At 71.5% G+C, this 15,057-nt stretch carries 7 protein-coding genes; all 7 read left to right on the top strand.

Annotation, left to right across the window (positions count from 1 at the left end):
* Positions 1–26 precede the first annotated feature (26 nt).
* The 7 genes from AB8810_RS19580 to AB8810_RS19550 all read left to right on the top strand — a co-directional run bounded on the left by AB8810_RS19580 (position 27) and on the right by AB8810_RS19550 (position 15,055).
* Complete coding sequence (locus tag AB8810_RS19580; RefSeq protein WP_369914606.1) at positions 27–449, top strand: hypothetical protein; 423 nt, start codon at positions 27–29, stop codon at positions 447–449.
* Between the two features lie 95 nt (positions 450–544).
* Positions 545–2,695: a UDP-forming cellulose synthase catalytic subunit gene (gene bcsA, locus AB8810_RS19575; RefSeq protein ID WP_179568477.1), complete on the top strand. Its 2,151-nt coding sequence runs from the start codon at positions 545–547 to the stop codon at positions 2,693–2,695.
* A 47-nt stretch (positions 2,696–2,742) separates the two neighbouring features.
* A complete protein-coding gene (gene bcsB, locus AB8810_RS19570; protein ID WP_369914605.1) occupies positions 2,743–5,061 on the top strand; it encodes a cellulose biosynthesis cyclic di-GMP-binding regulatory protein BcsB in 2,319 nt (772 codons plus the stop codon).
* Positions 5,058–6,221: a cellulose synthase complex periplasmic endoglucanase BcsZ gene (bcsZ, locus tag AB8810_RS19565; protein ID WP_179568473.1), complete on the top strand. Its 1,164-nt coding sequence runs from the start codon at positions 5,058–5,060 to the stop codon at positions 6,219–6,221. The genes bcsB and bcsZ overlap by 4 nt, the downstream gene beginning before the upstream one ends.
* The gene (locus AB8810_RS19560) at positions 6,209–10,750 is read left to right on the top strand and encodes a cellulose synthase subunit BcsC-related outer membrane protein (protein WP_369914604.1); all 4,542 of its coding nucleotides are present in this window, start codon (positions 6,209–6,211) and stop codon (positions 10,748–10,750) included. Before bcsZ ends, AB8810_RS19560 begins: the two co-directional genes overlap by 13 nt.
* Before the next feature lie 901 nt (positions 10,751–11,651).
* The gene (gene wecB, locus AB8810_RS19555) at positions 11,652–12,836 is read left to right on the top strand and encodes a non-hydrolyzing UDP-N-acetylglucosamine 2-epimerase (protein ID WP_179568469.1); all 1,185 of its coding nucleotides are present in this window, start codon (positions 11,652–11,654) and stop codon (positions 12,834–12,836) included.
* Positions 12,833–15,055 (top strand): hypothetical protein, encoded by a 2,223-nt coding sequence (locus AB8810_RS19550; RefSeq protein ID WP_369914603.1) that lies wholly within the window; start codon positions 12,833–12,835, stop codon positions 15,053–15,055. Before wecB ends, AB8810_RS19550 begins: the two co-directional genes overlap by 4 nt.
* Positions 15,056–15,057: the final 2 nt, after the last annotated feature.

Here is a 15,057-nt window from a genome sequence, read left to right as displayed (position 1 = left end):
ACAAAAATCATCTTAGGGGGTGATCGATGTCCAACAAGACCGACCATGCGGGCGCCGATGCGGCCGACGACATTTCCAGCCTGTTCGCCAAGCTCGGCAGCCAGGGCGCCAGCGCGTACCAGGATTTTTCCGGGGCGCGGCTGAGCGCGCCGGAGCCTGCCGCCGCCGAACCGCCGGCGGCGGCACCGCTGCCGCCTGCCGCGGCACCGGCGCCGACGCTGTCGGTGGTGCGTGCGCCGGCCGAGCCCAGGCTGGCGGTCGCGCCGCCCGCCGCCCGGCCGGTCGCGACCGAGCCGGTACGCGCGCCGCAGGCCAGGCCCGCGTTGCCGGAGCCGGCACCGGCCAGCACGGCCACGCCGCTGACCCGGTTGTTCCAGCGCCTGCTCGACAGCGACCGCACGCGCGCGCCGTCGCCCGATAGCCCGCTCAAGCGTTTCCAGAACCGCTGACCCGCGCGCGGCCGTTGCTGCCGCGCATCGTCGTCCTGTCGCCGCGCGGAGGGGAAAACGCGCGCCGGCTTCGCCCCCTTCGTTAGGAATCGCTGATGAGCGCTGCGTCCGCATCGCGTACCGGTCAACCCATGCACACACTGGCCACCTGGTCGCTGTGGGCGCTGGGCGCCTTGTTGTTGGTGTTCGTGGTCGCCATTCCGATGGACGTGCCGCAGCAACTGCTGTTCTCGCTGGTGGTGTTCGCCGCGGCGATGCTGCTGCGCCGCAGCGGCAGCCGGCTCGCCGTGCTGATCATGATGGCGCTGTCGCTGGCGGTGTCCTCGCGCTACATCTGGTGGCGCATCACCCAGACCATGGGCGTGAGCAGCGCGGTCGATCTGAGCCTCGGCCTGGGCCTGCTGCTGGCCGAGGTATATGCCTTCACGATCCTGGTGCTGGGCTATTTCCAGGTGCTGTGGCCGCTGAACCGGCGCCCGGTGCCGCTGCCCGCCGACCAGAGCCAGTGGCCGACGGTGGACCTGTTCATTCCCACCTACAACGAGCCGCTGTCGGTGGTGCGCTCCACCATCCTGGCCGCCAGCGTGATGGACTGGCCGGCGGACAAGCTCAACATCTATCTGCTCGACGACGGCCGCCGCGACGAGTTCCGCGAGTTCTGCGTGCAGGCCGGCATCCACTACGTCACCCGCACCAACAACTTCCACGCCAAGGCCGGCAACATCAACGCCGCGCTGAAGAAGTCCAGCGGCGAGTACGTGGCGATCTTCGACTGCGACCACATCCCGACCCGCTCGTTCCTGCAGGTGGCGATGGGCTGGTTCCTGCGCGACCGCATGCTCGCGGTGGTGCAGATGCCGCATTACTTCTTCTCCGCCGATCCGTTCGAGCGCAACCTCGGCAACCACGGCAAGGTGCCCAACGAAGGCGAGCTGTTCTACGGCCTGCTGCAGGACGGCAACGACCAGTGGGACGCGACCTTCTTCTGCGGCTCGTGCGCGGTGATCAAGCGCAAGCCGCTGGAGGAAGTCGGCGGGGTGGCGGTGGAAACCGTCACCGAGGACGCGCACACCGCGCTGAAGCTGCACCGGCGCGGCTACCGCAGCGCCTACATCACCGTGCCGCAGGCCGCCGGCCTGGCCACCGAGAGCCTGTCCGGCCACGTCGCCCAGCGCATCCGCTGGGCGCGCGGCATGGCGCAGATCGCGCGGCTGGACAACCCGCTGCTCGGCAAGGGCCTGCGCCTGTCGCAGCGGCTGTGCTACGCCAACGCGATGCTGCACTTCTTCTACGGGCTGCCGCGCATCATCTACCTGACCGCGCCGCTGGCCTTCCTGTTCTTCGGCGCGCACGTGATCCACGCGTCGGCGCTGATGATCCTGGCCTACGCGTTGCCGCACATCATGCAGGCCAACCTGACCAACCTGCGCACCCAGGGCAAGTTCCGCCATCTGCTGTGGAACGAGGTCTACGAGACCACGCTGGCCTGGTACATCCTGCGCCCGACGCTGGTGGCGCTGTTCAATCCCAAGCTCGGCAAGTTCAACGTCACCCCCAAGGGCGGCCTGGTCACGCGCAGCTATTTCGACCGGCAGATCGCCAAGCCCTACCTGTTCCTGCTGGTGCTGAACCTGGCCGGCCTGGCCGCCGGCGCGATGCGCCTGGTCTACACCGACGCCACCGGCGAAGCGCAGACGATCTGGTTCAACCTGGCCTGGACCGTCTACAACGTGCTGCTGCTCGGCGCCACCATCGCCACCGCCAGCGAAATGCGCCAGGTGCGCCGCTCGCACCGCGTGCCGCTGGACATCCCGGCCACGCTGTACCTGCCCGATGGCCAGGAACTGGCCTGCCGCACGGTCAACTTCTCCACCGGCGGCATGGCCCTGAACCTGGTCGAGACGGCGCCGGTCGAGCCGGATACGCTGGTCGACGTGGGCCTGTCGCACCGCAATGTCGAACGGCGCCTGCCGGCGATCGTGCGCCACGACCGCGACGGACACATCAGCGTGCAGTTCCGCGCCATGTCGATCGAGCAGGAGCGCTGGCTGGTGGCCTGCACCTTCGCCCGCGCCGACATCTGGGTGTCGCAGTGGGGCCGTCACGACCGCGACAATTTCTGGAAATCGATGGGCCAGGTGTTCGCGGCGAGCATGCGCGGCTTCCAGCGCCTGGGCCAGCATGTCGGCGACAGCGTGCGCGGCGGCTTCCGTTCGCGTCCGGCCGGCGAGGAATCCGCGCCGTGAGCCGCGTTCCCCCGTCTTTCCTTTCCTCTTTCTTCCGGTTGCCCTCGATGCGCCTACCTGCCTTGGCCGCGTGCTGTCTCACCATCCTGTCCGGCCTGGCGCTGGCGCAGGAACCGACGCTTCCCGCCACTCCGGCGCCGCCCGCCGCCGCCGCCGCGACGGCCACGGTGCCAGAACCGGCCGCGCCGGCGCCCGCCGCACCGACACTAGGCGTGCAGGAGCGGTCGGCGACGCTGAAGCAGCTCGGCATGGACTACGAAATCACCCTGCGCGGCATCCAGGGCAGCGCCGGCGTGGCGTTCAGCGCGCGCACCGACGAAGTGGTCGAGGCGGCGACGCTGCACCTGAGCTACAGCTACTCGCCGGCGCTGCTGCCGGAGCTGTCGCACCTGAAGGTCACCGTCAACGGCGTCACCGTGGCGACCCTGCCGGTGACCCGCGAGAACGCCGGCAAGCTGCAGCAGACCGACGTGCCGATCGATCCGCGCCTGGTCAGCGACTACAACCAGCTCAACCTGCAGCTGATCGGGCACTACACCCGCGAATGCGAGGATCCCGACCACACCAGCCTGTGGGCCAACATCGACCCGGCCACGCGGCTGTCGCTGAGCACCACGCCGCTGGTGCTGGCCAACGACCTGGCGCTGCTGCCGGTGCCGTTCTACGACAAGCGCGACACGCGCCGGCTGGAACTGCCGTTCGTGTTCCCGCAGCGGCCGGACCTGGCCACGCTGCGCAGCGCCGGCATCGTGTCCTCGTGGTTCGGCGCGCAGGCCGGTTACCGCGGCGCGGTGTTCAACGTCTCCATCGGCGACGTGCCGGCGACCGGCAACGCGGTGCTGTTCGCCACCCCGAACACGCTGCCGGCCGAACTGGCGACCGCCGAGAACGGCCTGGGCGAGATCGCCGGCCCGACCCTGGCGGTGGTCACCAATCCGCGCGATCCGGCCGGCAAGCTGCTGCTGGTGCTCGGCCGCAACGACAACGACCTGCAGCAGGCGGCCACCGCGCTGGCGCTGGGCACGCCGTTCAACGGCGCCGTGGCCAGGATCGGCGAACTCAAGCAGGCGCAGCCGCGCAAGCCCTACGACGCGCCGAACTGGATTTCCAGCGACGGCCCGGTGCGCTTCGCCGACCTGGTCGCGCAGACCTCGCAGCTCAATGTCACTGGCTACCACCCGGACCTGATCCGGGTCGGCCTGCAGCTGCCGCCGGACCTGTTCGTGTGGCAGCGCGACGGCATCCCGGTCAATCTGCGCTACCGCTACACGGTGCCGGACGTGCGCAACAAGTCCGCGCTCAACGTCAGCATCAACGATGCCTTCGTCACCACGCTGCCGCTGAGCGGGCGCCCGTACGCCGAATCGCTGCCGCTGCAGTGGTGGCACGACCTCAAGGCCAAGGGCGCGATGCCGGTGGAGCAGAAACTGCTGCTGCCGACCGGCCCGTTCTCGGCCAACAGCCAGCTGCGCTTCCACTTCTTCTTCGACCGCCCGCAGGCCGGCGAATGCAAGAACACCTTCCCCGACGTGTCCGGCGCGATCGACCCCGATTCGAGCGTGGACCTGAGTTCGTTCCACCACTACATGGCGATGCCGAATCTGGCCGCGTTCGGCAATGCCGGCTATCCGTTCACGCGCCTGGCCGACCTGTCCGAATCCACCATCGTGGTGCCGGACGAAGCCAGCGACCAGGACGTGTCCAACCTGCTGACCCTGCTCGGCAAGCTCGGCGCCTCCACCGGCTATCCGGCGTTGCGCGCCACCCTGATCCATGCCGGCGAAGTGGACCAGCACGCCGACAGCGACCTGCTGGTGTTCGGCTCCTCGCGCTCGCAGCCGCTGTTCCAGCGCTGGAGCGAGCACCTGCCGATCGGCGACGGCGCCACCGGCCGGCGCTTCTCGATGACCGACTGGGTGATGGACAAGCTGCCCGGCTTCCTGTCCTTCGACGCGCGCCGCACCGACCTGCCGACCACCGCCGAAGTGGCGGTGAAGCCGGCCCCGGGCGACGTGGTGCTGATGGGCTTCGAGTCGCCGCTCAAGCCCGGGCGCAGCGTGGTCGCGCTGCTGGCCGAGGATCCGGCCAGCGTCGGCCAGCTGTTCGACGCCTGGTTCGAGCCGGCCACGCTGAAGGATTTCCAGGGCAGCGTGGTGCTGCTGCAGCAGGGCAAGATCCGCAGCCTGGCCGGCAACCAGGCCTATTACGTCGGCCACCTGCCGCTGCCGACCTGGGCGCGCTGGTACTTTTCGCAGCATCCGCTGCTGCTCGGCCTGGCGGTGGTGCTGCTGAGCCTGCTGCTGGCGCTGGCCGCGCGCGTGGTGCTGCGCCGGCATTCGGCGCAACGGTTGCGGGAAGGGCAATGACTCCGCACGCGCGACAGCGCCGCCGCGTGCTCGGCGGCGCGCTCGCCGCGGGCGCGGCGGCGCTGCTGCCGTCGCTGCCGGCCACCGCCGCCGCGGCCGCCTGCGCGCCGTGGCGCGAGTGGACCGGCTTCGTCGCCAAGCATATCGACGACAGCGGGCGGGTGATCGATTTCAGCAATGCCGATCAGCGCAGCACCTCCGAAGGCCAGTCCTACGCGCTGTTCTTCGCGCTGGTCGCCAACGACCAGGTGCTGTTCGACCGGGTGCTCGGCTGGACCCGGCACAACCTCAGCGGCGGCCGCCCGCAACAGGTGCTGCCGGCCTGGCTGTGGGGCCGCGCCGACGACGGCAGCTGGCGCGTGCTCGACGACAACACCGCCAGCGACGCCGACCTGTGGATCGCCTACGCGCTGCTGGAGGCCGGGCGGCTGTGGAAGCGGCCCGGCTACACCCAGGCCGGCATGCAGACGCTGGCGCTGGTGCGACGCCAGGAACTGGCCGACTTGCCCGGGTTCGGCGGCATGCTGCTGCCGGCGGTGAAGGGCTTCGCCAAGCCGCCGCGCTGGACGCTCAATCCCAGCTACCTGCCGATCCAGCTGCTGCGCCGTTTCGCCGCCGCCGATCCGAAAGGACCGTGGGCCGGGCTGGCGCAGCGCAGCGCACGCCTGCTGCGCGACAGCGCGCCGGTCGGCTTCGCCCCGGACTGGATCGGCTGGGACGGCCGCGCGTTCGCGGTCGATCCGGACAAGGGTGCGCTGGGCAGCTACGACGCGGTCCGCGTGTACCTGTGGGCCGGCATGCTCGATGCCGGCGAGCCGCTGCGCAAGGCGCTGCTCGAGGACCTGTCCGGTCCGCTGCAGCAATTGCAGGCGCAGGGCCATTTCAGCGAGAAGGTGGACACGCGGCTGGGCGTCGGCAGCGGCACCGCGCCGCCCGGCTTCGCCGCCGCGCTGCTGCCGTACCTCAGCGCGCTGCGCCAACCGCTGCTGCTGAAGGCGCAGGCGCAACAGATTCCCGCGCCCGGCGACGCCGCCGCGGCGAAACTTCCCTATTACGATCGGGTGCTGGTCCTGTTCGGGCGCGGCTGGCTCGATAACCGCTATCGCTTTTCCGCAGACGGCCTGCTGCAGCCCGCCTGGAGAACCCAATGTTCCGCATGAAACTCAAGCCCCTCTATCTGGCCGGCATGATCGACCTGTGCCTGCTCGCCGGCAACGCGCACGCGCAGGCCGGCAACGCCACCCAGCAACTGGTCAGCCAGGGCAACTACTGGCACGACCAGGGCCGCGACGATCTCGCCGCCGACACCTGGCGCAAGCTGCTGCGGGTCGACCCGAACCAGCCCGATGCGCTGCTCGGCCTGGCCCAGATCGACCTGGCGCAAGGCCGCCAGGGCGAGGCGCGCAAGCGCCTGCAACAGTTGCAGAAGACCCATCCGCAGGCGCCGCAGACGCAGCGGCTGAGCCAGGCGATCGGCGGCAGCGGCGACAGCGTCAACCTGCGCAACGCGCGCCGCGCCGCCTCGGCCGGCCGCTACGTGGAAGCGGTGCGCGAGTACCAGGCGCTGTTCGACGGCAAGGCGCCGCCGGACCACCTGGCGCTGGAGTACTACCAGGCCCTGGCCGGCACCCCGCAGGGCTGGGACGGCGCCCGCGACGGCCTGCGCCGGCTGGTCGCCGCGCAGCCCAACAACGGCGCCGCGGCGCTGGCGCTGGCGCAGGTGCTGACCTACCGCGAACCGTCGCGGCGCGAAGGCATCGCCCAGCTCAGCGCGATGAGCAAGCGTCCCGACGTCGGCGGCCCGGCGCGCGCCGCCTGGCGCCAGGCGCTGCTGTGGCTCAATGCCGGCAACGCCGATGCGCCGCTGTACCAGGCGTTCCTGGCGGCCAATCCGAACGATGCCGAGGTCGCCGCCAAGGCCACCAAGCTGGGCGAACAGCGTGCCGCGCAGGCCGGCGATCCGGCCGGCGAACAACTCGGCGAGGCGTTCAAGGCGCTCAACGCCGGCAACCTGGCCGTGGCCGAGCAGCGCTTCACCCAGGTGCTGCGCGCGCGTCCGCGCGATGCCGACGCGCTCGGCGGCCTGGGCTCGGTGCGCCTGCGCCAGCAGCGCTTCGGCGAAGCGCAGGAACTGCTGCGTCCGGCCGCGGCCGGCAACGGCAAGTGGCGTTCGGCGCTGGACAGCGCGCGCTACTGGCTGCAACTGCAACAGGCGCAGGCCGCGCGCGGCCGCGGCGACAGCGACGAGGCGCTGCGCCTGACCCAGCAGTCGCTCAAATTGCAGCCCAACGAAGCGACCGGCTACGTGTTGCTCGGCGATCTGCAATCGGCCAGCGATGCGGCCGCGGCCGAACGCAGCTATCGCCAGGCGCTGGCGCTGAGCGCCGACAATGCCGGCGCGCTGCAGGGCCTGATCGGCCTGTACAGCCGCCAGGGCCGCGCCGACGAGGCCAGCGCGCTGTTCGCCAGGCTCAGCCCGGCGCAGCGCGAGAAGGCCGGCGGCGAAGCCACGCTGCGCTCCAACGTGCAGCGCGCCCGCGCCAAGCAGGCGCTGGAGGCCGGCGACACGGTCTCGGCGCAGAGCGAACTGGAAGCGGCGATGGTCGAGCGTCCCGGCGATCCGTGGGTGCGGCTGGACCTGGCGCGGCTGTACCAGCAGGCCGGGCGCCCGGACCAGGCGCGCAGCGTGATGGACGGCCTGCTCGCGGTGCACGGCGACATGCCCGAGGCGCTGTACGCCAATGCGCTGCTGGCGCAGGAACGCGGCGACTGGGCCAGCGCCTACGCCAGCCTGGAACGCATCCCCAGCGCGGCGCGAACCGCGGAAATGAGCGCGCTGCGCAACACCGCCTGGGTCGAGCAGCAGGCTGCGCAGGCGCGGCTGCTGCAACAGCAGGGCCGCGCCGGCGAGGCGCAGCTGCTGCTGGCGCGCACCGAGGCCGCGCTCGGCGGCGCGCTGGAACAGCCGGCGCTGCTGGCATCGATGGCCGGCGCCTACGCCGACATCGGCAGCAACCAGCGCGCGCTGACCCTGGCGCAGCGCCTGGTCGCGCAGAACCCGAGCACCGAGGCGCGGCTGCAGTACGCCAGCGTGCTGCTGCGCGCGCAGCAGGACGCCGAACTGGCGGCCACGCTGCGCCAGTTGCGCGATACCGACATGACCGCCGAGCAGCAGCGCCGCTACCAGGCGCTGCGCAGCGGCTACACGCTGCGCCAGGTGGATGCGCTGCGCGAGCTGGGCAACCTGGAAGCGGCCTACGACGCGCTGGCGCCGCTGCTGGCGCAGCAGAACCAGGATCCGAAGGCGGTGGCGGCGCTGGCGCGGCTGTACGCCGCCGCCGGCGACCAGCGCCAGGCGCTGGTGCTGTACCAGCAGCAGCTGCAGCAATCGCCCAACGACCTGGACACGCTGATCGCCGCGGCCAATACCGCCGCCGCGCTGCGCGACCTGGACAGCGCCGAGGACTATCTGCAGCGCGCACTGGCGCAGGCGCCGGATTCGCCCGCGGTGCTGAGCGCGGCCGGCCGCGTGTACCGCAGCGCCGGCAAGAACCGCAAGGCCGAAAGCTATTTCCGCGCCGCGCTGGCGGCGCAGGCGCGCGAGGCCGGCCAGCACGACAACGGCCTGCCGGCCGCCAACGGTCCGGCCTCCTTCGCCGGCGCCGGGCGCCCGTTGAACCCGTTCGCCGGCATGAGCGGGCGCATGCCGCGCAGCCCGGCGGTGGTCTCCGACAGCCTCGGCGGCGGCTATCCGGCGCCGGCCTATGCCGCGGCCGGCCAGGCCGCGCTCCCGGCGATGCCCGCCGCGGCCGGCGCGGGCCAATACCCGTCAATGCCGGCCGCGGCCGGCGCGGCCTATGCCAGCGGCGGCGACGACCTGCCGCCGCCGGCCAGCGCCGGCGCTGCCGGCGGCGTGCAGCTGGCGGCGCTGCCGGTGCCGGGCCAGCGCGTGCCGGCCGCGGCCAGCCTGGCCCCGTCCTACTATCCCGACGACCGTGTCGCCACCACCGGCAGCGCGCGCCAGGCGCAGGCGCTGGCCACCCCGGCGCGCACCGGCACCGTGCTCGACGAACTGCGCGAAGTGCAGTCGGAAAACAGCGACAGCCTGGCCGCCGGCGCCACCTACCGCGCCCGCGACGGCGAGGCCGGGCTGGGCAAGTTGAACGATCTGGAAGTGCCGCTGCACGGCGAATTCGCGGTCGGCGAGGGCAAGCTCAGCGTCGATGTCACCCCGACCCTGCTCGATGCCGGCACGCTCGACACCGCCTATTCCACCGCCAGCCGGTTCGGCGCCGGCCCGAGCGCGGCGATGGGCGATGCGCTGGCCGCCGACCGCACCCCGATCGACGACCTGGTCGGCAGCGACCTGTACCAGTTGCTGCTCACCGAGGGCGACACCAACGCCACCCGCAACGCGTTGCGCACCTATGCGGTGAATACCGGCCTGTACAACGAGCTGTACAACGACACCGACGCCACCTTGACCAACGCGCAGCGCGAGGCCGCGGCGCTGCAGGCGCTGTATGCCGAGCCGCTGTCGGCGTTCCTGCTCGGCAACATCGCCGCGGACGTGTCGATCAGCACCCTGGCCAGCGCGATCCTCGGCGATGCCTCGCGCAGCGCCGATCTCAGCGCCGCCGACATCGCCCGCTTCCAGGCGCTGGCGGCCAACACCACCGCGGCCAGCCTGACCCCGGCCGGCTTCAGCCAGGCGCTGTACACGATGGCCGCCAACGGCTCGGCCTCGCGGCGCATGGACCAGGACGCCAGCGGCGTCGGCGTGTCGGTGAAGTACAAGCGCGGCGGCTTCGCGGCCGATCTCGGCAGCACGCCGGTGGGCTTCCCCGAGCAGCGCATCGTCGGCGGCGTCGGCTACCGCGGCCAGATCGGCGAAAACCTGACCTATTCGGGCCAGGCGTTCCGGCGCGCGGTCAGCGACAGCCTGCTGTCCTTCGCCGGTGTCGACGACGGCCGCGCCGGGCTCAGCTGGGGCGGCGTGACCAGCAACGGCGTGCGCCTGTCGGCCACGCTCGACAACGGCCTGCTCGGCGGCTACGCCAACCTGACCGCCGATCGCCTGGTCGGCCACAACGTCGCCGACAACGACCACCGCCAGGTGGACCTGGGCGTGTACGTGCACGCGCTGGAGACCGAGAACCAGTCGCTGACCGCCGGCCTCAACCTGACCGCGATGCAGTACGACAAGAACCTGAGCGGCTACACCTACGGCCAGGGCGGCTACTTCAGCCCGCAGGACTATGTCGACCTCGGCTTCCCGGTGCACTGGAGCGGGCGTTCGGCCGGGCGCAAGGTCAACTGGAGCGTGGACGCCAGCGTCGGCGTGCAGCATTTCCGCAGCGACGACAGCAACTACTTCCCGACCAGCGCGCAGATGCAGCAGGACGCCTACGACGCCGCATCGCTGGCCGCGCTGCTGGGCCTGGTGGACACCTACACCGCGCCGGTCTACGCCGGGCAGAGCAAGACCGGCGTGTCCTACAACGTCGCCGGCGCCGCCGAGTGGCAGCTGGCTCCGCAGCTGTTCCTGGGCGGGCGGCTGATCTTCAACAACGCCCGCGACTACAACCAGTTCAGCACCAACCTCTACGTGCGCTTCGTGCTCGACCGGCTCGGCGCCGGCCTTGGCCGCCGCCCGCAGGTGCTGGCCTCGCCGTACGTGGGCGAGTAAGCGGGGGCACGTAGGGCGCTCGCGTTTGGCGGGCTGGGCGCACCGCAGGAGGGGCTTCGGCCCCGATGCGGCCCGGCGCCGTCAGGCCCGCGGCGTCGCTCGTCGCGACTGAGGTCGCTCCCACAGGGGGCTTGCGGATGGCGGGCTGGGTGTACTGGGGGAGGGGCGTCGGCCCCCGACCCGGTCCGGCGCCGTCAGGTCCGCGGCGTCGCTCGTCGCGACTGAAGTCGCTCCCACAGGGGGCTTGCGGATGGCGGGTTGGGTGCACTGTGGGAGGGGCTTCGGCTCCCGACCCGGTCCGGCGCCGTCAGGTCCGCGGCGTCGCTCGTCGCGACTGAAGTCGCTCCCACAGGGGGGGCTTGCGAATGTCGGCTGGGTGCACTTGTGGGAGGGGTTTCAGCCCCGACGCGATCCGGTCCGCGGCTTCGCTCGTCGCGACCGAAGTCGCTTTCCCGCGGACTCGCGGATGGCGGGGCCGGGTGCACTGCGGGAGGGGCTTCGACCCCGACACCGGTCGCGTCGCGGCATCGCCTGAGCGCCTCGAAGCGCAACTGCCCGCTTCGACGCGGGCATCGGCATCGGCCTCGGCCTCGGCCTCGGCGATGCCCGGGACCGACGTCGTTGCAGTGCACCATCCCAGCCATCTGCCGCCAGCGTCTGACCGTGGCCCAGCGCCGCGCCTGGCGGCGCATGTGCCTGTGCGACGCCCGGCCGTGACTGGCCGACCGCCTTGCAAATTCAAGCTTTCAGCCCCTCGGGACGACGGCGCAAAGCCGCGGCGCGCGTGCCGATGCTAGCGGCGACCGTGGGCATCCCCCTGCGATCCGCACGATTTGTACACATCAGTTCGCACATTTTGTGTGACGATGGTCACTGTTGTTTGTGGCCAATGGAGTGGTGGGTGAAGGTTCTTTGCGTTTTTGGTACGCGCCCCGAGGCGATCAAGATGGGGCCGCTGGTCCGCGCGCTGCACGCCGCGCCGGAGATCGACTCCCTGGTCTGCATCACCGGACAGCATCGGGCGATGCTGGATCAGGTGATGGCGTTGTTCGCGATCCAGCCCGATCACGACCTCGATGTGATGGTGGCCGACCAGACCCTCAACGGCCTGTGTTCGCGCTTGTTCGCCAGGCTCGATGCCCTGTATGCGCAGGTGCAGCCGGACCGCGTGCTGGTGCACGGCGATACCAGTACCGCGATGACCGCCGCGCTGGCCGCCTTCCATCGGCGCATTCCGGTCGGCCACGTCGAAGCGGGCCTGCGCACCGGCAATCTGCAGCAGCCGTGGCCGGAAGAAATGAACCGGCGGGTGATCGACGTGGTCGCCGACCATCTGTTCGCACCCACCGCCAGCGCGCGCGACAACCTGCGGCAGGAAAACCTGTCCGGCCGCATCAGCGTCACCGGCAACACCGTGATCGATGCGCTGCAACTGACCGTCGAGCGGCTCGAGCGCGATGCCGTGCTGCGCACCACGGTGGATGCGCAGTTCCCGTTCCTGGATGCGCAGCGCAAGTTGCTGCTGGTCACCGGGCATCGCCGCGAAAGTTTCGGCGACGGCTTCGCCAACATCTGCCGCGCGCTGGCCGAACTGGCGCAGCGCAAGGACCTGCAGATCGTCTACCCGGTGCATTTGAATCCGAACGTGCAGGGCCCGGTCCGCGCGCAGTTGGGCGGGCTGGACAACGTGCACCTGATCGCGCCGCAGGACTATCTCGCCTTCGTGCGGCTGATGCAGCACGCGCACGTGGTGCTGACCGATTCCGGCGGCGTGCAGGAAGAAGCGCCGGCACTGGGCAAGCCGGTACTGGTGATGCGCGACGTCACCGAACGCCCCGAGGCGGTCCAGGCCGGGGTGGTGACCCTGGTCGGCACCGATCCGGCGCGGATCGTGGCCGCGGTCGCGGCGGCCTGCGAGTTGCCGGCGCGGCCCGCGCGGTTCCTGCCCCACGCCAGCCCCTACGGCGATGGCCGCGCCTCGGCGCGGATCGTGGCCGCGCTGCGCGGCCAGTCCTTCGACAGTTTCGTGCCCGGCCGTGCCGCGCCGGTGTCCCACCTCCCTCTTTTTTCAGAATCGACGCCATGACCCAGACCCGCCGTTCCACCGCCCGTTTCCCCCAGGGTCTGCCGCTGGCCTTGGTCCTGTCGACCGCGCTGACTCCTGCCGCTGCCGCCGATTCCGTCGCCGGCCAGTTCGGCGAGTGGGCCGGCACCACCACGGTCACCCGCTCGATGACCCTGCGCGAACTGGGCTTCAAGCAGCCGCTGGTGCTCAGCGGCCAGGAAAGCCAGCGCGACATCTACCTGCCGGTGCCGGCCGGCGTGCCGACCCGCGATGCGCAGTTGCAGGTCGATGCGCGCTACGTGCGCGGGCATACCGGGCGCACCTCCAGCCTGCTGTCGATCGACGGCGACCCGGTGTCGGCGCGTTCGATCACCGATGCCCAGGGCGACGTCAGCCAGCTGATCGGCATCGACGGCTTCGCCCGCCCCAACGGCTTCGTGCGCTTCGGCGTGGGCTGGTGGTCGGTGGTCTCCGAGTACCAGTGCGCCGATCAGAGCGCGCCGGCCAACGTGCTGCGGCTGTCGCCGGATTCGCGCTTCAGCTACCGCTTCGACGGCCGCGCGATCGACACCGTGGCCAAGGCCTGGGGCGCGTTGCCGGCCACGGTGCGGCTGCTGGTGGAAGGCCGCGCCACCAGCGTGCAAAGCTACGACACCGCGTGGCGCGTGGGCACGGCGCTGGAGAACGGCGGCAAGCGCGTCGACGTGGTCGCGCTGCCGGCGGTGGGCGCAAGCGTGGACCTGCGCGGGCTGGCGATCCCGGCCAGCCTGGCCGGCATCCCCGCCTATGCGGCCTTGGCCGACGGCAGCGCCAGCCACCGCATCGGCAGCCTGGCCGAAGTCGGCGCGCTGCTGTCGCTCGGCGATGGCGGTCCGCTCGCGGTCGACGTGGCGGTGCTGAGCGATCCGTTGCGCGCCGGCGTGCGCGCCGCGCTGGATGCGCTGGGCAGCGAGGTCGCCAGCGCCGCGCCGGACGCGGCCGGCGCGTTCGCCGCGTGGCGCAAGGCCGACATGGCCGGGTTCGAACAGCCGGCCGGCACCGCGTCGGTGCAGGTGGCGCTGGTCGGCGGGCATCCGATCCTGCTGGTCGCCAGCGGCGCCGGCGCCAAGGTCGCCGGCCTGCTGACCCAGCAATGGCGCGCCTATGCGCAGGGCCGTGCGCTGCTGGTGAGCACCGCGCTGCTGCCGCCGGCCGACAAGGACGTGGTGCTGCTCGGCCGCCTCGGCGACATGGCCGGGACCCAGGACATCGTCTCGCGCGGCGACCGCACCGCGAACTTCGACCTGGGCGCGCTGTCCAGCGAAGGACGCCTGCCCAGCGAAGTGGTGGTCGACGTCAGTGCGGCGCCGAACCCGGCCGGGCAGGGCGCGGTCGCCTCGATCTTCTTCAACGACTACCTGCTGGGCGCCAAGGTGCTCGACGCCGACGGCAAGCCGCAGCGCCTGGTCGCCAAGGTGCCGAGCTTCGCGCTGGCCGCGCGCAACCAGGTGCGGATCAGCTTCCTGCGCCAGCCGGCGCGTCCGTACTGCCATGATCCGGCCACCGGCTATCCGGTGTCGGTGCTGCCCAGCAGCCACATCCGCCTGGCCGATCGCAGCCTGGCCGCCAATTTCGTCGGCGCGGCCTCGCAGCTGGCCGGCGCGCACGAGGTGTTCGTACCCAGTAGCTGGCTGCAGGACGCGCCGGCTTCGCTGGCCAAGGTGATCCATCTCGCCGGCGCGACCGGCGCCTCGCCGATGCAGGCGGTGCTGAAGGTCGGCGATGCCGGGACCGCGATCGCGCCGACCGGTGCCTACCTCAGCTTCGTGCTGGCGCCGAAGGGGCTGGCGCAGAGCGGGGCGGTACGCGACGGCAAGCTGGTGGTGTCCGGCCCGGGCAAGCAGGTGCTGCTGGACCTGGCCGGGCTCGATCGCGCCGCGCTGGTCGAAGTGGTCGGCAGCGGCGCCAACACCGGGGTGATCTACCGCGAGCTGGGCACGCAGGGGCCGCAGATCGCCGAACCGTTCCGGCTGATCCGCGGCAATCTGGCGCTGCTGGATGCCGACGGCGTGGTGCAGGACTTCGACGGTCAGGACCCGACCGGCGCGCGCATGGCCGAGCAGAGCAACCCGCAGCCGCTGTGGCAGCAGCACATGGTGTGGCTGGTGGTGCTGGTGGGCGTGATCGTGTTCATGCTGCTGGCCGCGCGGGTGGTGCAGGTGCGTCGCCGCCGCAAGTCCGCGCAGACCAACGGGCACTGATC

It is taken from the genome of Xanthomonas sp. NCPPB 3005, from assembly GCF_041228095.2.
Taxonomy (GTDB): domain Bacteria; phylum Pseudomonadota; class Gammaproteobacteria; order Xanthomonadales; family Xanthomonadaceae; genus Xanthomonas_A; species Xanthomonas_A bonasiae.
The sequence above is the reverse complement of the archived record's forward strand: the minus strand, read 5'-3'. Positions and strand labels throughout refer to the sequence as shown.

Coding starts and splice junctions, on each gene's coding strand:
- AB8810_RS19550 (WP_369914603.1), top strand. CDS start 12,833: ATGACCCAGACCCGCCGTTCCACCGCCCGTTTCCCCCAGGGTCTGCCG.
- AB8810_RS19560 (WP_369914604.1), top strand. CDS start 6,209: ATGTTCCGCATGAAACTCAAGCCCCTCTATCTGGCCGGCATGATCGAC.
- bcsB (WP_369914605.1), top strand. CDS start 2,743: ATGCGCCTACCTGCCTTGGCCGCGTGCTGTCTCACCATCCTGTCCGGC.
- bcsA (WP_179568477.1), top strand. CDS start 545: ATGAGCGCTGCGTCCGCATCGCGTACCGGTCAACCCATGCACACACTG.
- bcsZ (WP_179568473.1), top strand. CDS start 5,058: ATGACTCCGCACGCGCGACAGCGCCGCCGCGTGCTCGGCGGCGCGCTC.
- AB8810_RS19580 (WP_369914606.1), top strand. CDS start 27: ATGTCCAACAAGACCGACCATGCGGGCGCCGATGCGGCCGACGACATT.